Origin of the sequence: Aurantibrevibacter litoralis (assembly GCF_034651555.1) — a bacterium.
Classification (GTDB): Bacteria; Bacteroidota; Bacteroidia; order Flavobacteriales; family Flavobacteriaceae; genus Aurantibrevibacter; species Aurantibrevibacter litoralis.
The window spans coordinates 59,191-77,621 of sequence record NZ_JAYEEQ010000009.1; the positions used below are offsets into that span (position 1 = coordinate 59,191).

Sequence of the window (18,431 nt, forward strand, 5' to 3'; positions counted from 1 at the left end):
TTTAGTTTGATGTTGTATTGTTATTTTTTAAAAACTATACGTTTAAAATTGAGTTATGCCGGGATTTGAACTTTTTGGAGATAGGGAAAAAAACGAAGTACAAGAGGTATTAAATACCGGCGTACTTATGCGCTACGGGTTTGATGCCGCACGGAACGGACAATGGAAAGCCAAGCAGCTAGAGACTGAAATAGCACAACGTATGCAGGCAACCCATGCATTGGTGCTTAGCAGTGGTACAGCGGCCCTCACCGTAGCCTTAACAGTGGCAAACGTTGGAGCCGGAGACGAGGTTATCTTGCCTACTTTTACTTTTGTTGCCAGTTTTGAAGCTGTCTTGGCAGTTGGTGCTGTCCCTGTTTTGGTAGATGTAGATGATACCCTTACCCTAGACCCTGTGGCGGTAGAAAGGGCTATCACCCCAAAAACAAAAGTAATCATGCCGGTACACATGTGTGGTTCTATGGCAGATCTTAGACCTTTAAATCGTTTGTGTAAAAAGCATGGTATTTTTTTAGTGGAGGATGCCTGTCAGGCCATCGGTGGAAGTTATGAAAGCAAGCCTTTGGGTAGTTATGGCGATTTGGGGTGCTTTTCTTTCGATTATGTAAAAACAATTACCTGTGGTGAAGGCGGTGCACTCATCACCCATAATACCGAATTTTACAAAAATGCGGATCAATTTTCAGATCATGGTCATGATCATGTTGGAACTAATAGGGGAGCAGAAGAGCACCCTTTTTTGGGTTTCAATTTCCGACTATCCGAATTACATGCCGCTGTAGGATTGGCTCAAATTCGTAGATTAGATTCATTTTTAGAAATACAAAAACAAAACTATACCATCCTTAAAAATGCCTTACAAACCGTTTCTGGAATTACATTTAGAAGGGTGCCTCATGGCGGTGTAGAAAACTATTCCTTCCTTAGTTTTTATCTACCAACACGAGAATTGGCAAAAAAAGCGGAAATGCATCTTCAGAAAGGGGGAATCGATTCCTGTTTCTATTGGTATGACAATAATTGGCATTACCACAAACAATGGCAGCATTTAAAGGAACTGAAATCGATCGCCCCAGTATCCCAACAGATACAGCAAGGATTACCGAACTATGTCTTATCAGATTTTTCGCAGTCCGATTATTGGGTGGGTCGAAACCTCTCCTGTTTAATTAAGCTAGGGTGGTCCAAAGAGGAATTACAGGGGCGTGCCGATAAAATGGTAACCATTTTAAACAATTTATAGGCACTTTAAAAGGTAAGCTGAGCATCGCATAAATAGATATACAACCCTTATTTTAAGACATCATGGTTACTCTAAAGATCAAAATTATAAAAATAGGTATTCTCAGTTTTGTTATAGGTCTATGTTCTTTTTCCTGTGACCAAAGAAGTGAACTTAGTTCTGTGAATGCTGTAAATTGGAAACAACGAGCCAAAGCCCTTCCGCATTCCGATTCTTTAAGCCTAGGCACAACTTATTTGTCCGTGTATTCGCAAATTTATAGTGCTACAGAACATCGTACCCAAGATCTAACGGCAACCATTAGCATGCGCAATACAAGTTTAAAAGATTCGTTGTACGTGGTCAATGCCCGATATTACAATACCCAAGGCTTACTAATACGCATTTATTTTGATGAACCAATTTTTTTGGAACCTATGGAAACAGTGGCTATTGTAATTGATGAGTTAGATAAGCAAGGGGGTACAGGAGCTAATTTTGTTTTTGATTGGGGAATAAAAACAAATGCCCCCGAACCCCTATTTGAAGCCGTAATGATTTCCACATCGGGTCAACAAGGCTTGTCATTTACCACTCAGGGTCAGAGAATACAGTAAACGATGTCTAAGAACAGCCGCAAGGCAAAGGAGAAGTGGTTGCTAAAATCCCTAGGATTGCTCTGGGGAATTCTTTAGTTGATAAGAATCCTTTACATTACATTTCAACCCGAGTCTGTACTACCTCCCATACCGATGCTACCAACTAGAATGGTACGCATGTACGCGTAGTGGGATATTTAAATCAAGAAAATGGAATAACAAAGAGACCTCCGCTTAGGTAGATTGCTTTGCCATCAATACGTTACGTAATCTACAATTTCTAGACCATAGCCTACAAGACCCACTCTTTTTGCCTGTGAGGAATTGGTTAGTAATCGAATCTTAGAAATATTTATATCGTGCAATATTTGGGCTCCCACCCCAAAATCCTTGGCATCCATATCTATTTTAGGTGCTTTTAAAATTCCTTGTTGCTGCAGATTTTTTAACTCCTCTAAGCGTCTCAACAAATTTATAGATTCTGTTTGTTGATTGATAAAAACAAAAGCGCCTTTCCCTTCCTTGTTAATGGCACGAAACATATCCTCTAATTTCTTGTCCGGATTATTGGTTAGGGTGCCTAAAATATCGTTATTTACTAAGGTAGAATTTATCCGTGTCAAAACTGGTTCATCCAATATCCAGCTGCCTTTGGTCAAGGAAATATGCACCTGATTATTAGTGGTTTGCTTGTAGGCACGCAATCGAAATTTCCCAAATCGGGTTTCTATATCAAAATCTTCTTTCTTTTCTATAAGACTTTCATGATGCATACGGTACGCAACTAAATCTTCAATAGAAACGATTTTAAGATTAAATTTTCGGCTAACCTCAATGAGTTCCGGGAGTCGTGCCATTGTACCGTCTTCATTAAGGATTTCAACCAATATTCCGGCGGGTTCTAATCCTGCTAAGCGGGCAAAATCTATAGCAGCCTCCGTATGTCCGGTACGTCTTAGCACCCCACCCGTTTTTGCCTTTAGGGGGAATATATGCCCCGGTCTCCCTAAGTCATGCGGTTTGGTATCGTCAGAAACCAAAGCCTTAATCGTTTTGGCTCTGTCCTGCACTGAAATTCCGGTGGTACATCCGTGACCTATGAGATCTACAGAAACCGTGAATTGGGTCTGATGCAAAACCGTATTGTTTTGAACCATCATGGTAAGTCCAAGTGCCTCGCATCGTTCTTCGGTTAAAGGGGCACAAATTAAACCACGACCGTGTTGTGCCATAAAATTGATCATTTCCGGACTCACCTTTTCTGCGGCAGCAATAAAATCGCCTTCGTTCTCCCGGTTTTCGTCATCAACCACAATAATTACTTTTCCATTGCGAATATCTTCAATAGCCTCTTCAATGGTATGTAAGGCTATATTATTTTCGTTACTTTTAGTCACTACGTTAGTTTTTTATTTATAAATAGTGCGTTCCACATTCCAATAGATGCTTTCTGGAAAGCAGCCCAACGCATAGGGGTAGGGGCTTTTATCTTTTTTTAAGGTTTATATACTTGGCCACAAATTCCTTTATAAAGTCTATTGCACTGCCAATGTTCATAAGACCTTTGTCTGCTGTGGCGCGTTGGGTTAATATAATGCCTAAAGGAAGCATAATCATGGTTGCGAGCCAAGCGCCAAAGATAGGGTGTATATTACCTTCTTTTGCGTAATTACCAGCGAAAACTCCAATAAAATAATAGATTAAAAATAGGATAATAGCAATAACCATTGGGAGTCCTAAGCCTCCTTTTCGAATGATAGCCCCCAATGGGGCGCCCACAAAAAATAAAATTATACAAGAAAAGGCGAGTGCAAATTTTTTGTGAAGCGATAAAATGTGCATGTTGTATACTTTGAATCTTTTTTGAAATTCTAATTTTTTTCCTTCAATAGTGGTTACAATACTGGCCGATGCATTTTTTGCATTATTGTAAATCTGTATTTTTTGATATTCTGGATACAGTTCGGGAATGTCCTTTATATCAAGAATAGCAAGCTCATTTTCGAATCCTTCTAGAGCCGTTAATGTATCTTTCTTGCGTGTTTTAGCTGATGTAGCCAAACTTGTATCTCTTTGTTTTTGTGGCAAAAAGGCACCCATGCGGTTCGAAATATTTTTGGAAAAGGCTGTTACCGCATCAATATTATCGTTTTTTAAGGAATCGATGTCTTTTCGTAGCCGGGACACGTTTTTCATTTTATCGGTATTCACTTCCCTTTCTGCTTCCAAATCTACATTGTTCAATTCTGAAAAATCCATATTCATCACATAGGTTTCAAAATCGGATTTTGCAAAAGGGTTTTTAGGATCATCTTTAGTATCTTTAGGTTTTAGATCTTCATAATAATGTCCGTCTCTTAAAACCAAGGAAAGAATATCTGAATCTTCACTACTGACCAACTCACCTGTTTTGGCTTTAATTACCGTATTATTGATATAGGTTTTTGTTTTTTTATGAATAATGACATTTTGTAAAAATCGGTCGTTATCACCGTATTTTTTATCTACTTTAATGTTCATTCCGGTGCCTTCAAAATCGCTAAAAACTCCTTCTGCTATGGCCACGGCGGGTTTCACTTGAGCTATGTTTCGTCGTAGATTATAAATTTTTTGCTCTGCAGCAGGGATAACATTATCGGCAAAATAAAACGTAACACCGCCCAAAAATGTAACAAAAACAATGAGGCTAAGCATAGCGCGTTGCAAGGATATTCCGGAGGCTTTCATAGCCGCAAACTCATAGTTTTCTGCAAAGGTGCCAAAAGTGAGGATTGAAGACAAGAGTACTGTAAGAGGAAGTACTTTTTCAGTAAGATTAGGCATGATGTAAAAGAGAAACTTACCAATAATCATCACATCCAGACCTTTACCGGCCAAATCATCGATAAACAACCAAATCGTTTGAAATATGAAGATGAGCATCAAAATCACAAACGAACTAAAAAAATTAAATAAAAATCGAGATAAAATGTAGCGGTCTAATATTTTCAATGCCTTAGTTTCTTACGATGTAGTACCCTTCTTTTTTATATTTGTTTTCATCAAAAGTAAATAAGGTTTTTGACAGGGGTTGGTTTGTTTTAAAAGAATTAACAGTGATGGTGGTATTGGTGCCATTTTTTCCTGTTTCAATAAGTTTATGTATATGCTTGGTCTCATTATCTATACCCAATAATATGGATTTGATTTCGGACTTACTGTCTATGGGAGTCAATTTTACATACTGTATTTTACGTCCTTGCACATTTTGAAGAATATCCCACTCATAGGTATGCCCTTGGCGATAGAAGGTAAGCATTTTTGATGGGGTTATGGTCTGCGCGTCATCGGACTTGTTTTCTATAGTAACCTCCTCATTTTCGGGAACTATGGTATATACTTTTTTACCGTCAAAAATTTGTTGAGCTCCTAAATAATTAAATAGATACTTGTCGCCCTCCAACGTAACATCGCCACGAGTTTCCTGATTTATGTTGGCCTCGGTGTTTTGTAAGGAATATTTAAAATCAACATAGACATTGTTATAACTTTTTACTTTCTGGTAAACTTCATCCAATAAGGCTTTTGCTTTGTCGGCGTTTTGCGCACCAACCATATTGGCCACTAAAAAGAGTACAATTAAAGCTATTTTTTTCATGGTTATGTTATGTTATTTTGTTTCGTTGTTTAAAAAAGAATGCAATTCACTTATGTCAGAAAACAAAACCTGTCGGGCTTTACTTCCCTCAAAAGGACCTACGATACCGGCAGCTTCCAACTGATCAATAATTCGCCCCGCCCTGTTGTAGCCTAATTTTAATTTTCGCTGAATTAAAGAGGCCGAACCTTGTTGGGCTATAACAATCACTTCTGCGGCTTCCCGGAACATGGCATCTCTATCTGCTATATCATAATCAATACTTGTGCCAGAATCTTCCCCTACATATTCCGGCAGCATATGGGCTTCTGGATAGGCCCGCTGCGCCCCAATATATTCTGTAATCCGTGCTATTTCCGGTGTATCTACAAAGGCGCACTGCAGGCGCGTTACGTCATTTCCTTGTGTAAATAACATATCACCCCTACCAATAAGCTGATCTGCACCTTGCGTATCCAAAATGGTTCTGGAATCTATTTTAGAAGTAACTCTAAAGGCTATCCGCGCCGGGAAATTAGCCTTAATAATACCCGTTATAACATTTACCGAAGGGCGTTGTGTAGCGATAACCAAGTGAATGCCAATAGCTCGTGCCAACTGCGCCAAACGGGCAATAGGCGTTTCTACTTCTTTACCGGCGGTCATTATTAAGTCGGCAAACTCATCTATAACTACCACGATATAAGGTAAAAAAAGATGTCCGTCGTTCGGGTTTAGCTTCCGTGCTTTAAATTTTTCGTTGTATTCTTTAATGTTGCGCACCATAGCAAGTTTTAACAACTCATAGCGGTTGTCCATTTCAATACAAAGTGAATTGAGGGTGTGGATTACTTTGGTGTTGTCCGTAATAATGGCTTCATCGGTATCGGGTAATTTTGCTAAAAAATGTCTTTCTATTTTATTGAAAAGGGTTAGTTCCACTTTTTTAGGATCTATCAAAACAAACTTCACCTCTGCAGGATGCTTTTTGTACAATAAAGAAGTTAGCACCGCATTTAGTCCTACAGATTTTCCCTGTCCGGTAGCACCGGCCATTAATAAATGGGGCATTTTGGCTAAATCGACCACAAAGGTTTCATTGCTAATGGTTTTCCCGAAGGCTATGGGGAGTTGCATTTCGGCCTTCTGAAACTTACTGGAAGCAATAACGCTCCGCATAGCCACAATAGTAGGGTTCTTATTCGGCACTTCGATGCCTATGGTACCTTTTCCCGGAATAGGTGCAATTATACGAATGCCAAGAGCGGCCAAAGACAGGGCTATGTCGTCTTCCAGGTTTTTTATTTTTGAAATTCGAATTCCCGCATCGGGCACTATTTCGTACAAGGTTACTGTTGGCCCTATGGTCGCTTTAATTTGAGCGATGCCAATTTTGTAGTTTTTTAACGTATCTACAATACGGTTTTTATTTTCCTCTAATTCTTCCTGATTTATGGTGATGCCTCCACCGGAACCATGTGCATCGAGCAACTCAATAACGGGAAATTTATAGCTTGCCAGCTCCAAGGTAGGATCGAACTCGCCAAAATCTTCAACCAATTTTGCCGATAAATTGTCCTTTTCTTCGGTTTCTGTGGCAATCTCTTTCACTTCCATCGAAATACTCTCCTCTTCTTCAATGGTATTGGTGATTTGAAAATCTTCTGTTGATTTATCTCTCAGCGGGGGAATGTCCTTTTTATGCGTATACGTGTCTACTACGATTGGTGTTTCGTCTTCTTTAGATAAAACCTCCGATACGGAATCAGTATTCTGTTCTTGCCCCGGATTTTTAAATTCAGAAACCAACGACTTTCGTTTTTGTCCCAAAAAAGACACTATTTGTTCCGGGTTTACCTTAAAAAAACGGACTAAAATAATAATTAACACAAAAAGTAAGATCAGAAATACACCAATCTTTCCTGTGTAATCCTGTAAAAAATCATTCATCTCATAGCCTACCAATCCACCCAATAAAGGTCTATCAGCAGCAAAAAAACCAAGCGCTATAGAGATCCAAACTACAAATAAAAGCCCCCAAATCCATTTTTTAACAAGTCCCTTTTTTTCTAAACTCATAAAAAGAGATAATCCCGTACTAAAAAGTAGAAAGCTGAAAATAAAGGAAGCCAAACCAAATCCCCTGTACATAAAAAAGTGACTTACTCCGGCTCCAAATTTATTCAGTAAATTTTGCGCTTCCTGATTGCGATCACTGAAGGCAGAGAGCAGACTTTGATCCTCTTTCCAGGTGAAATAAAAAGAAATAAAAGAGAAAAAAAGTGCTACGCTTAACAGCATAAGCAGACTTCCCAAAATAATTTTATTTTGTTTGGATAACCGTAAAGAAAAACGCTTTTTTGTCGTGGTCGACTTTGATTTTTTATCTTTCTTTATCATTAAGGCCTTATTGATGGGGCAAAATTACAAATTTACGAAGGATGATAGGAAAAGAATAAGATCAAAAAAGTTTTGGCAGGTAAATGATCAGTCCAACAATTACCGCGGCTATAGAAACCAGCATCACAGCACCGGCCGAAACATCTTTTATAAATCCAATTTTAGGATCGTGTTCGGGTTGAATGTAATCCGCCATTTTTTCAATAGCCGTGTTTACGCCTTCCGTACCAAGAACTAAGGCAATTGCCAGAATTTGCAATATCCATTCCGTCTCCGAAATTTCAAAATAAAATCCAATACCGGTCATTACAAGGGTTATAAAAACTTGTGTTTTTATACTCGCCTCAGTACGGAGTAACAACAAAGCACCTTTCAGCGCAAAACCCACGCTCCTAATTCTATTCAAAAAAAAATGTTCCTTAGGCATTCATTAGCGCCTCTAAGGCAGCTTTGTAATTGGGTTCATCTACTATTTCAGGAACTTGTTCGGAATAGACAACCGTTCCGTTAGCATCCAATACCACCACAGCTCTAGAATGAAGTCCCTCTAATGGGCCATCGGTAAATGCCACCTGATAGGCTGTTCCAAAATTACCATCCCTGAAATCGGATAATAATTCTACTTGGTCAATGCCTTCGGCACCACAAAAACGGCCTTGTGCAAAAGGTAAATCCTTAGAAATACATAGTACTTTGGTGTTTTCGAGTTCCGCTGCTTCTTCATTAAATTGCCGAACCGACTGTGCACAGGTTCCTGTATCTATGCTTGGGAAAATATTTAAAACCACCTTATGACCACGGTAGTCGGCCAAAGTTGCTAATGATAAATCTCCTTTAACAAGGTTAAAATCGGGTGCCTTTGATCCGGTTTTTGGAAGGTCGCCTACGGTATGAATGGTGTTGCCTTTGAGTGTAACTGTTGCCATGATTTATGTGTTTAAATTTTGTGTGAAATTAAAAAATATACGGAGGAAATGGAACTATTTTGATTAAATAAACGTTAAACCTCAGATTTATGACGGATTCTATGATGCAATGATCCTAATTTAGGCGGAAGCAGTTTTAGGGACTAATGCTTTAAGTTTTATCTTAAAAAAGGCAAAAGTTAAGGTCATAAACGGACTTAACCAATTAAAAATAGCGAACAAAAAATACTCCCCCGTTCCTACGCCCAACACCCCAGACTGATAGGCCCCGCATGTGTTCCAAGGAATAAGTACAGAAGTCACAGTTCCCGAATCTTCTAGAGTTCGACTCAAATTTTGAGGGGCAAGACCCCGGTCTGCATAGGCCTTTTTAAACATTTTACCGGGAATGACAATGGCGAGGTACTGATCACTGGCAATGGCATTTAGCCCCAGACAGCTAAGTACCGTACTGGCAAACAAACCAAATATGGTTGTAGCAAAAGATAACAGCACAGCCGTTATTTTAGAAAGGGCACCAATGGCGTCCATAATGCCTCCAAAGACCATTGCGCAACATATAAGCGCAATAGTCCATAACATGCCTTGCATTCCTCCGGCACTAAACAATTCATTTAATTTATCGTTGTCCGTTACAATGGAGGTTTCAACAAAAATAGCTCTTAACACGGCTGTTACAGGCGAATCTTTATTTAAAATTTCGAGCGTACACCCTTGGAAAATCATCGCAAAAATTCCGGCTAAACCTACGCCAACACCTAAAGCAATAAGGGGTTTTGTTTTTAGGACGATTAACAGAATAACTACTAAGGGAACGATAAACAAGTATGGGGTAATCGTAAAATAATTGGTAATGGTTTCCATAAGACCACTAATATCTGCATTCCCCGTAGTTTGCGTAGTGAAACTCAGGATGGAGAAGATCGCTAGGGTAATGAGAATGGTAGGTACCGTTGTAAAGGTCATATATCTAATATGCGTAAATAAGTCCGTACCGGCCATAGCGGGTGCTAAATTTGTAGTGTCACTTAAGGGAGACATCTTGTCACCAAAATAAGCTCCTGAAATAACAGCACCCGCTACCATGCCTCCCGATATGCCCAATGCCGTACCGATGCCCACCAAGGCAATACCTACAGTGGCCGAGGTAGTCCATGAACTTCCGGTAGCCAACGAAATTAGGGCAGCTATTATCACGGATGCGGGTAAAAAAATAGATGGATTAAGCACCTGTAGCCCGTAATATACCATGGCTGGTATAATACCGCTAACCAACCAAGTCCCCGCCAAAGCCCCCACAAGAAACAATATCATGATGGGTACAAATACACTTTTAAGGTTTTCCCAAGTTTCCGCAATCATGGATTTCAAGGTGACCTTATTAAAAAAGCCAACGACAGCAGCAAAACCACCGCCAATGAGCAAAATGAACTGGTTAGAATATTCCCCAAAAACTTCACCATCTTTAAAAAAAATATTGTACGCCAATAGCAGCATCAGCAGTACAACAGGGATAAGGGCTTCCCAAATATTTAATTTTTTATTCTCTACAATATGCGGCAGTTGGGGTTCAGAAGATTGGTTAGGATGGCTTGGCATGTATCTCTAAATAAGTTATTCGTAATATTACGATTTTCGTTTTTGTTCTGCAACCCTTTCCGCTAGGGTAATTCAAAAACACAAGGTTCTAGGGTGTAATCCCTAATTTATCCATACATTCTCTCATGAGGAGGTAGGTTCTTTGTATGTCATTATCCAAGCCTATAGAAAATCGAATAAGACCTTCGGAGAGTCCCATTTTAGCACGTTCATCTAGCGGGATTTCGGATGACGTTGAGGCACTAGGTGCCGAAAATAAAGTTTTGTAAAATCCAAGGCTTACTGCCAAATAGCCTAGTTTTTTTTGTTGCATTAGTTCCATTAGTTCATTTGCCTTTGTGGCCGATCCTACATCTACGGTCAAAAGGCCACCATAGCCATACTCCACATTCATAAGGGTATTTAATGTGTGGTGCCCCGGGTGAGAAGAGAGGCCGGGATAGACTACTCTAAATCCGTCATTTTCCAATTTACGAGCCAAAAAAAGGGTATTTTCACTATGTTTTTTTACTCGGATATGTAGCGTCCTTAAATTCTTCAGAATAGAAGCAGCGCGCGCACTATCTAAAGTGCTACCAAGTAACATCCCCGCGCCGTGTTGCACATCTTTTAAACCGAGACAAAAGTTAGATGTACCACAAACTACACCCGCTACACAATCTCCGGTGCCATTAATAAACTTCGTTAAACTGTGTATCACAATAGCGGCACCCCATTTGGCGGGAGTCATAGTTAATGGAGAAAATGTATTGTCTACCACTAACGGTATATTATGGCTTTTACCTACCGCCGAAAGCTTCTGAATATCCGCAACTTCCAAAAGAGGGTTGCTAAGCGATTCACAATAAATCACTTTGGTTTTCGGTTTTATCGCTTGCGCCACTAAGGCTGTATCTGTAAAATCTACAAAAGTGGTAGTAATATTAAATTTCGGTAAAAAATGTTTCAGAAAAGCGTACGTACCACCGTAAATGGTTCGACTGCACACAATATGGTCTCCGGCACTGCATAATTGCAGTATCACCGCAGTAATGGCCCCCATACCACTAGCCGTTACGTTAGCACTCTCAGTGCCTTCTAAGGTTGCCAAAGTCTGACCAAGGTACAGATTAGAAGGGGAGGAGTGCCTGCTGTATAAATAGCAACCTTCGGTATTGCCCTCAAAGGTATCGAACATGGTTTTGGCGGAAAGAAATGTATAGGTCGATGAGTCTGAAATTGAGGGATTTACCCCGCCAAACTCCCCAAAATACTGTAAGTCCTGTATCTGATCAATTGCGTTATGTGTCATTCTAAAATAATTTTTAATTGATTAAATTAATGTATCCTAGATAAATAATCAATACTATTATTATTAATTAGTTTTAAAAACTATACATTAGTATATATTTAGATTTTAAACTTGATATGCGTCCAAATTTATCTTAAAATCAGAATGAGTTACAAAAGCGGTGAGGTACAATTTAGAACATGGAAAATACCAGTGGATTCTTAATTTTTGTGTTAATGAATGCGTCATAAAGTAATTTTGAAAGGCGAGAAAAATGCCTTAACAAGCTTAATTTTTGCTGTTAATCTAAAGATTCCCCGACCCAAGGGTCGGAGTTTGCCATTTATCGCTCCTTTGGAGAGGTCGGAACTGCCTTTTTGCAGTTCCGGGTGAGGTAAAATACAAAATTTCGGTTTTTGGCTCAAAGGCCAAAATGAAACTGGCGAAACCCGTACTGAGCGCAGCAGAACTATACCTCTATGGCTTGACTCGGGAATAGTCAGTTTCAAGAAATTTTTTATTGGGCTGTTATCGCTCCTAATGAAACGATTTAATTTAAAAAATTGAAATGAAAAAATTGGATGAAGTAGATGCACAATTGCTTCAATTACTACAGGAAGACAGTAAGAAAACGAACAAAGAATATGCCCATCGGTTGCATTTGTCAACCACGGCTGTTTACGAACGCATTAAGCGTCTGGAGCGTACAGGCGTTATTGAAAAATATGTGGCTCTGGTGAACCGAAAAAAAGTTGATAAACAATTATTGGTTTTTTGCCATGTAAAATTGGTGCAGCACAACAGGGCATTTGTATTACAGTTTGAGCGCGAGATTTTGCAACTTAAAGAGGTCGTATCCTGCTACCATGTAAGTGGCGATTATGATTATATTTTAAAAGTGTATGTGCGCGATATGGAAGCTTATCGGGAATTTATGGTAACTAAGCTAACCGCATTGCAACATATCGGAAGCACACACAGCACTTTTGGCATTAGTGAGATTAAAAATACCACCGCCATAATGCTAACTTCATAAATAGTTTTGGAGGTTTTAATCATCAAAAAACAGGGCATTCCCCTTAAAATGGGTGTTGTTGAAACCTAAAACATTTGTACTTTTGTAAGGCTTAATTATAAATTTTTCACAAAGAGATTATGAAGGAATACGATGTAGCCATTATAGGATCCGGCCCGGGCGGATATGTTGCCGCCATACGTTGCGCACAATTGGGAATGAAAACTGCCCTGATAGAAAAATATGCTACTTTAGGTGGCACCTGTCTTAATGTGGGTTGTATTCCCTCTAAAGCGCTACTCGATTCATCGCACCATTACGAAGACGCATTAACTCATTTTGAAGAACACGGTATTACCATTTCCGGGGAAATAAAAATAAATTTAGAACAAATGATTGCGCGCAAGCAAGCGGTCGTGGATCAAACCTGTGCGGGTGTCAAATTTTTAATGGATAAAAATAAAGTCGACGTCTACGAAGGTTTAGGCAGTTTTAAAGATGCTACCCATATCGAAATCAAAAAAAATGATGGGTCGCAAGAAACTATTCAGGCAAAAAATAGTATTATAGCTACAGGTTCTAAACCGTCTAGTTTACCTTTTATAACAATAGACAAGGAACGCGTAATCACTTCTACAGAAGCTTTAAAATTAAAGGAAATTCCTAAACATTTACTAATTATAGGTGGCGGTGTTATTGGATTAGAATTAGGGCAAGTGTACAAGCGTTTAGGCAGCGATGTAACTGTAATAGAATATATGGATCGCATACTTCCCACTATGGATGCTTCCTTGTCTAAAGAGTTAACCAAAGTACTTAAAAAACAAAAAGTACAGTTTGCATTGTCGCACAAAGTAAGCTCTGTAGAACGCAAAGGAACAACGGTTACCGTAAAAGCAACGGATAAAAAAGGTGAAGAAATTACGTTTAATGGCGATTATTGCTTGGTGGCGGTAGGCAGAAGTGCCTACACCGAAGGGTTAAATTTAGATGCTGCCGGTGTACACATGGAAGAGCGAGGCCGCATTGCCGTGAATGACCAACTACAGACCAATATCGCTACTATTTATGCTATTGGTGATGTCATTAAAGGTGCCATGTTGGCGCATAAGGCAGAGGAAGAGGGTACCATGGTGGCCGAAATTTTAGCAGGTCAGAAACCCCATATAAATTACAACCTTATCCCGGGTGTTGTCTATACGTGGCCTGAAGTAGCTGCCGTGGGTAAAACCGAAGAAGAACTTAAAGAGGCCGGCATCTCATATAAAGTAGGGCAATTTCCGATGCGCGCTTTAGGTCGTGCCAGAGCCAGTATGGATTTGGACGGTTTTGTAAAAATTCTTGCCGATAAAAACACCGATGAAGTGTTGGGGGTGCATATGATCGGTGCACGATGTGCCGATTTAATTGCTGAGGCCGTAACCGCTATGGAATTCAGGGCATCAGCCGAAGACATCTCTAGAATGAGCCATGCGCATCCTACTTTTGCTGAAGCAATAAAAGAAGCGGCATTGGCAGCTACCGATAATAGAGCATTGCATATCTAGCAGTCTTGTTCCAAGTTTAACCCTGTGTTATTAACAACAAAAGCCATATCATCGTACGAATACATTGATATGGCTTTCTTGAAAAGGCAGCAAATTTTGATTTCCTACATTACTGTAAGAAGGCAACCATTGATTGCATTTGCCACACTATTTCAACGTTTGAAACATATAGATGGCTTAAAAACAATCTAGGGATGTTTCTATTTGTTGTCTTATGCGTGCTTATTTTAAAACAAATTTGCATTTATTTTACTTGTAAGGCTCATAATTTTGTTTTCGAAAGTTTTCAATTTTCACAAACAAAAGATATCTTATTTAGACCGTAACCAGAGGGTTTGGTTTTTTATAATCTACCCACAACAAAACAAAGAACGTAAACTTTGTAAGGATAGAGAGTCACTTGCGGGGCAAGTTTTTCGTTTTCCTTTGTTTAAATATACGACAAATAGTTATAAATTCCCAAACTTTTTCAGAAAAACAAATCAACACCTTATGCACTATAGTTATTAACAATAGTTCATAAAAAAAAGCAACCTGTACAGGTTGCTTTTTTAAATAAAAATTTTTAACGTTTATTAGCCACGAATTTCCTTAATTCGTGCCTTCTTACCAGTGAGACCCCTGAAGTAATAAATACGAGAGCGTCGTACTTTACCGCGTTTGTTCACTTCTATTTTTTGTAGTGCCGGCATATTCACAGGAAAAATTCTTTCTACTCCTACCGTACCCGACATTTTTCTTATGGTAAATGTTTCTGTAGCACCTGTTCCTTTTCGCTGTATTACAACACCTTTAAAAAACTGGGTACGCGTTTTTTCACCTTCCTTAATTTCATAATATACCGTTATGGTATCACCTGCTGAAAATTGAGGAAAATCCTTTTTAGTTACAAATTCGTTCTCAACAAATTTTATTAATTCTTCCATTGTTTCGATTTACAATTACACATCAAAGCAACATTCACGGATATCGTCAGAGGTTGGTTTTAGCGAGTGCAAAAATAGCGCATATATCTTAAATAACAAGGGAATATAACTCAAATTTTACAGAAAGTATCCTATTAGTCCATTATTCTAGAAGATCTGGTCTAAGTTTGGCGGTTCGTCGTAATGCTTCTTCTTCTCTCCAAGCTTCAATTTTAGAAAAATTGCCACTAAGTAATACCTCCGGAACCTTTATGCCTTTATACTCCGATGGCCGTGTATACACCGGAGGTGCCAACAAATTGTCTTGAAACGTATCGGTTAATGCCGAGGTTTCATTGCTAAGCACGCCAGGGATTAACCTAATGACCGCATCACACAATACGGCAGCCGCAAGTTCACCTCCCGAAAGCACATAATCACCAATAGATATTTCTTTAGTAATAAACATATCCCGAACACGCTGATCAACTCCTTTGTAATGGCCACAAAGAATGATGATGTTTTGGAGTAGCGACATCGAATTTGCTGTTTTCTGATTTAATGTAGCTCCATCGGGCGTCATATAAACCACTTCATCATACGCTCGTTCCGATTGTAAAGCACTAATGCATTTATCTATGGGTTCAATGGTCATGACCATTCCGGCACCACCACCAAATTGATAATCATCTACCTGTTTGTAATTGTTGGTGGTATAATCTCTAAGGTTGTGCAAATGAATTTCAACCAATCCTTTGTCTATAGCCCTTTTTAAAATAGAAGCTTCAAACGGACTTTTCAATAGTTCGGGAAGCACAGTTATAATATCAATGCGCATGCTGATAGTTTAATGGAAATTGATATGGATAGGGTTATAAACTTTTCGGGGTGCAGCCTATTATCTGCCTTTACAATAACGAAAACAATACAATTGCCTTGTTTACTTCATTACAAAAATGTTAGCATTACGATTACCAACAAAACAGTTCCTATATGCTATTTCGTTTTTTTGTGCTTATTGATCTCGTCCTGCAATTGCCGGCTTATTTTTTGTTCCCGTTCCAACGCCCTTCGTCGGTGATCTTCATATTCAATTTCAATTTCAGATAAGGCTGTTTTGGCTTCTTGGGTTAATACATTACTGTTCCTGAATTTATATACGAACAAGGCAAGCAACACTAAAAGTCCAATAATGATCGTCCACATGATGGCATTATACGAGCCTTTAGCAATAGGTATGCCTAGAAATGACATACTATCTTTTTCTTCGGACACTTGAGATAAACTTTGAGTCGTTTCTTCTAGTTTTTTATTTAATGCTTGTATGGTAATTTCATTTTCGGCAATAACACTTTGTAATTCTATGGAATTTTTAGAGGCTACTTTAAGCGAATCTAGAATATTTTGCCGCAACTTGTAAAGATTGGCTTCCCGGACAACCTCGTACCGCACCCCATCTGCACGATAATTTCCTGATTTCTGAAAGATAAATTCAAATTGATCACTAATTGGACCTCCATCGAGCGACAGTTTTGCGTCATCTTCATCTGTGTTTTGCGCAAATTGTAGCTGACAAAAAAGTAGGGCGACTACAAAATAAACAATTCTTACGGTTTTCATGTTGTACATTATTGTTAATGATTTAGAGCACACTAATGTAATTCAATAATCCTAATAATTAAAAAAAATGGCTAACAGAAATACAATTTCTATGTTGAAAGTCTTATTTTTAAAAGTATAGATATTTGACTATAACCTATTTAAAAACAAAAAGAGCACTGAAATCAGTGCTCTTTTTTAAATCGTTGTATCGCTTATTGAAATATGATTTTCTCCTTTTCGCCTTTTTCATTAAGCATGGTTATGATGGTTCTTCCGTAACGCGAAATTTTACCGAACAACACTTTCGCTTCCTGAATATCGTCTATTTCTTCATCGCCTATGGCAAGCAACACGTTTCCTTCTAAACCATAACCTCTGTAGGTCTCAGGAACACCGACTACTTTTACACCTTTTTTGGTTTTAAATTGCTTTTTATCTTTATCGGTAAGATTTTTTACTGTTAAACCCATAGTAGGTACATTTAAAGTTTGTCTTTCTTTTAATGTTACAGGCACCGTAAATTGTTCTCCGTTTCTATCGATAGTTACTTCTATCTGATCCTTTGGTCTTTTGGTAGCAATATATCCTGTAAGATCGGCAAATTTTCGAACAGCAACATTGTCTACCTTTTTAATGATATCACCACTTTTTAGATCGGCATCATACGCACCCGAATCTTCTTCGACCTCTCCAATAAAAACACCTTCAATTTCATTAAGTCCATTTTCTATGGCATAAGGCGAATTCATAGGTGGACTAAGAATACCCAGCATTCCCGTCTGCACATTACCATATTCCATAATATCTTCCACTACTTTTTTGGCAATATTACTGGGTACTGCAAAAGAATAACCCACATAAGATCCGGTTTGGGAAGTTATCGCGGTATTGATACCTATTAAGTCGCCATTGGTATTTACCAAGGCGCCCCCACTATTGCCCGGATTTACAGCAGCATCTGTTTGAATAAACGATTGATTTCCACCTAAATCCCTCGCTTTTGCACTTATTATACCTGCAGTAACTGTTGAAGTTAAATCAAAAGGATTGCCCACAGCCAACACCCATTGGCCAATTTTTGTATTATCAGAATCACCAAAAGCTAAATACGGTAATTTATCCTCTGCATTTATTTTTAGTAAGGCAATATCGGAATTAGGATCGGTACCAATTAATTCGGCATCATAATTTTTATTGTTGTTTAAGGTAACTTGGAGTTTATTGCTATTGGCAATAACATGATTATTGGTTACTATATAGCCATCAGAAGAAATAATTACACCAGAACCTTTACCTACCTGTGGCTGTTGGCTGCCCCCGGAACCGTAAAAGAATTCCATTAAACTTTGCGGTGCTTGATTAAGGGTTACATTCTTCACGTGAACTACAGCATTAACGGTGTTTTGCGCTGCTATAGTAAAATCAACTTCATTTATTCCGGAGCCCTTGGCCGAGGTTGGCGTATAGCTTGTTGTTATAAAAGAAGCCGGACTATCGTTTGCTACCACCTGAATATTGGTTTTCTCAAAAAACACCTTATAGGCGCCTAGTGTAACTACTCCGGCAAAAATGGAAACCATTAACAAACTTCCGATTTTTTTCATAAAATAAAATGTTTTAAAGATTAGCTACACGAAATTACTTGTTTTTAGAACCAGTGTCAATAGGTTTAACTCGGTTTTAACTGTAAAATTTACCCTAAATAAATTCTATCTTTGCATCTACTG

General features: G+C 38.7%; 16 protein-coding genes. 4 read left to right on the plus strand and 12 right to left on the minus strand.

Annotated features, from left to right (window positions below; genetic code table 11):
- Positions 1-55 precede the first annotated feature (55 nt).
- Together U1E44_RS09350 and U1E44_RS09355 are read left to right on the plus strand one after the other, a co-directional pair.
- Positions 56-1,246, plus strand: a complete 1,191-nt coding sequence (locus tag U1E44_RS09350) for a DegT/DnrJ/EryC1/StrS family aminotransferase (RefSeq protein ID WP_322930810.1) — start codon at positions 56-58, stop codon at positions 1,244-1,246.
- 62 nt (positions 1,247-1,308) lie between these two features.
- A complete protein-coding gene (locus U1E44_RS09355) occupies positions 1,309-1,842 on the plus strand; it encodes a DUF3124 domain-containing protein (RefSeq protein WP_322930811.1) in 534 nt (177 codons plus the stop codon).
- A gap of 236 nt (positions 1,843-2,078) precedes the next feature.
- On the opposite strand, the gene ribB is transcribed toward U1E44_RS09355, so the two are convergent.
- From ribB to U1E44_RS09395, 8 genes are all read right to left on the minus strand, one after another.
- Positions 2,079-3,221 carry a 3,4-dihydroxy-2-butanone-4-phosphate synthase gene (gene ribB / locus U1E44_RS09360; RefSeq protein ID WP_322930812.1) on the minus strand — a complete coding sequence of 381 codons (1,143 nt, stop codon included), beginning with the start codon at positions 3,219-3,221 and terminating at the stop codon, positions 2,079-2,081.
- An 88-nt stretch (positions 3,222-3,309) separates the two neighbouring features.
- Complete coding sequence (locus U1E44_RS09365; protein WP_416242053.1) at positions 3,310-4,746, minus strand: LptF/LptG family permease; 1,437 nt, start codon at positions 4,744-4,746, stop codon at positions 3,310-3,312.
- Between the two features lie 73 nt (positions 4,747-4,819).
- On the minus strand, positions 4,820-5,461 hold the full coding sequence (gene lolA1 / locus U1E44_RS09370) for an outer membrane lipoprotein periplasmic chaperone LolA1 (protein WP_322930814.1): 642 nt from the start codon (positions 5,459-5,461) through the stop codon (positions 4,820-4,822).
- Between the two features lie 12 nt (positions 5,462-5,473).
- Positions 5,474-7,840, minus strand: coding sequence for an FtsK/SpoIIIE family DNA translocase (locus tag U1E44_RS09375; protein ID WP_322930815.1), 2,367 nt, complete (start codon positions 7,838-7,840; stop codon positions 5,474-5,476).
- Positions 7,841-7,901: 61 nt separating this feature from the next.
- Positions 7,902-8,267: a diacylglycerol kinase gene (locus U1E44_RS09380; protein ID WP_323673872.1), complete on the minus strand. Its 366-nt coding sequence runs from the start codon at positions 8,265-8,267 to the stop codon at positions 7,902-7,904.
- Entirely contained in the window at positions 8,260-8,766 is a 507-nt protein-coding gene (gene tpx / locus U1E44_RS09385; protein ID WP_322930817.1) for a thiol peroxidase, read from the minus strand. Before tpx ends, U1E44_RS09380 begins: the two co-directional genes overlap by 8 nt.
- A gap of 120 nt (positions 8,767-8,886) precedes the next feature.
- Complete coding sequence (locus tag U1E44_RS09390; protein ID WP_322930818.1) at positions 8,887-10,365, minus strand: Na+/H+ antiporter NhaC family protein; 1,479 nt, start codon at positions 10,363-10,365, stop codon at positions 8,887-8,889.
- A gap of 88 nt (positions 10,366-10,453) precedes the next feature.
- Complete coding sequence (locus U1E44_RS09395) at positions 10,454-11,656, minus strand: aminotransferase class I/II-fold pyridoxal phosphate-dependent enzyme (protein ID WP_322930819.1); 1,203 nt, start codon at positions 11,654-11,656, stop codon at positions 10,454-10,456.
- Between the two features lie 547 nt (positions 11,657-12,203).
- Between U1E44_RS09395 and U1E44_RS09400 the strand changes: the two genes are divergently transcribed.
- Both U1E44_RS09400 and lpdA read left to right on the plus strand, forming a co-directional pair.
- Complete coding sequence (locus U1E44_RS09400; protein ID WP_322930820.1) at positions 12,204-12,671, plus strand: Lrp/AsnC family transcriptional regulator; 468 nt, start codon at positions 12,204-12,206, stop codon at positions 12,669-12,671.
- 119 nt (positions 12,672-12,790) lie between these two features.
- On the plus strand, positions 12,791-14,197 hold the full coding sequence (gene lpdA, locus U1E44_RS09405) for a dihydrolipoyl dehydrogenase (RefSeq protein WP_322930821.1): 1,407 nt from the start codon (positions 12,791-12,793) through the stop codon (positions 14,195-14,197).
- 575 nt (positions 14,198-14,772) lie between these two features.
- On the opposite strand, the gene rplS is transcribed toward lpdA, so the two are convergent.
- The 4 genes from rplS to U1E44_RS09425 all read right to left on the minus strand — a co-directional run bounded on the left by rplS (position 14,773) and on the right by U1E44_RS09425 (position 18,308).
- Positions 14,773-15,123, minus strand: coding sequence for a 50S ribosomal protein L19 (rplS, locus tag U1E44_RS09410; protein ID WP_322930822.1), 351 nt, complete (start codon positions 15,121-15,123; stop codon positions 14,773-14,775).
- 142 nt (positions 15,124-15,265) lie between these two features.
- On the minus strand, positions 15,266-15,940 hold the full coding sequence (trmD, locus tag U1E44_RS09415; protein ID WP_322930823.1) for a tRNA (guanosine(37)-N1)-methyltransferase TrmD: 675 nt from the start codon (positions 15,938-15,940) through the stop codon (positions 15,266-15,268).
- A 158-nt stretch (positions 15,941-16,098) separates the two neighbouring features.
- Positions 16,099-16,722, minus strand: a complete 624-nt coding sequence (locus U1E44_RS09420) for a hypothetical protein (RefSeq protein WP_322930824.1) — start codon at positions 16,720-16,722, stop codon at positions 16,099-16,101.
- Positions 16,723-16,916: 194 nt separating this feature from the next.
- Positions 16,917-18,308 (minus strand): S1C family serine protease, encoded by a 1,392-nt coding sequence (locus tag U1E44_RS09425; protein WP_322930825.1) that lies wholly within the window; start codon positions 18,306-18,308, stop codon positions 16,917-16,919.
- Between the last annotated feature and the right edge of the window lie 123 nt (positions 18,309-18,431).

Coding starts and splice junctions, on each gene's coding strand:
- U1E44_RS09350 (WP_322930810.1), top strand. CDS start 56: ATGCCGGGATTTGAACTTTTTGGAGATAGGGAAAAAAACGAAGTACAA.
- U1E44_RS09355 (WP_322930811.1), top strand. CDS start 1,309: ATGGTTACTCTAAAGATCAAAATTATAAAAATAGGTATTCTCAGTTTT.
- U1E44_RS09365 (WP_416242053.1), bottom strand. CDS start 4,746: ATGCTCATCTTCATATTTCAAACGATTTGGTTGTTTATCGATGATTTG.
- lolA1 (WP_322930814.1), bottom strand. CDS start 5,461: ATGAAAAAAATAGCTTTAATTGTACTCTTTTTAGTGGCCAATATGGTT.
- U1E44_RS09375 (WP_322930815.1), bottom strand. CDS start 7,840: ATGATAAAGAAAGATAAAAAATCAAAGTCGACCACGACAAAAAAGCGT.
- U1E44_RS09380 (WP_323673872.1), bottom strand. CDS start 8,267: ATGCCTAAGGAACATTTTTTTTTGAATAGAATTAGGAGCGTGGGTTTT.
- tpx (WP_322930817.1), bottom strand. CDS start 8,766: ATGGCAACAGTTACACTCAAAGGCAACACCATTCATACCGTAGGCGAC.
- U1E44_RS09390 (WP_322930818.1), bottom strand. CDS start 10,365: ATGCCAAGCCATCCTAACCAATCTTCTGAACCCCAACTGCCGCATATT.
- U1E44_RS09395 (WP_322930819.1), bottom strand. CDS start 11,656: ATGACACATAACGCAATTGATCAGATACAGGACTTACAGTATTTTGGG.
- U1E44_RS09400 (WP_322930820.1), top strand. CDS start 12,204: ATGAAAAAATTGGATGAAGTAGATGCACAATTGCTTCAATTACTACAG.
- lpdA (WP_322930821.1), top strand. CDS start 12,791: ATGAAGGAATACGATGTAGCCATTATAGGATCCGGCCCGGGCGGATAT.
- rplS (WP_322930822.1), bottom strand. CDS start 15,123: ATGGAAGAATTAATAAAATTTGTTGAGAACGAATTTGTAACTAAAAAG.
- trmD (WP_322930823.1), bottom strand. CDS start 15,940: ATGCGCATTGATATTATAACTGTGCTTCCCGAACTATTGAAAAGTCCG.
- U1E44_RS09420 (WP_322930824.1), bottom strand. CDS start 16,722: ATGAAAACCGTAAGAATTGTTTATTTTGTAGTCGCCCTACTTTTTTGT.
- U1E44_RS09425 (WP_322930825.1), bottom strand. CDS start 18,308: ATGAAAAAAATCGGAAGTTTGTTAATGGTTTCCATTTTTGCCGGAGTA.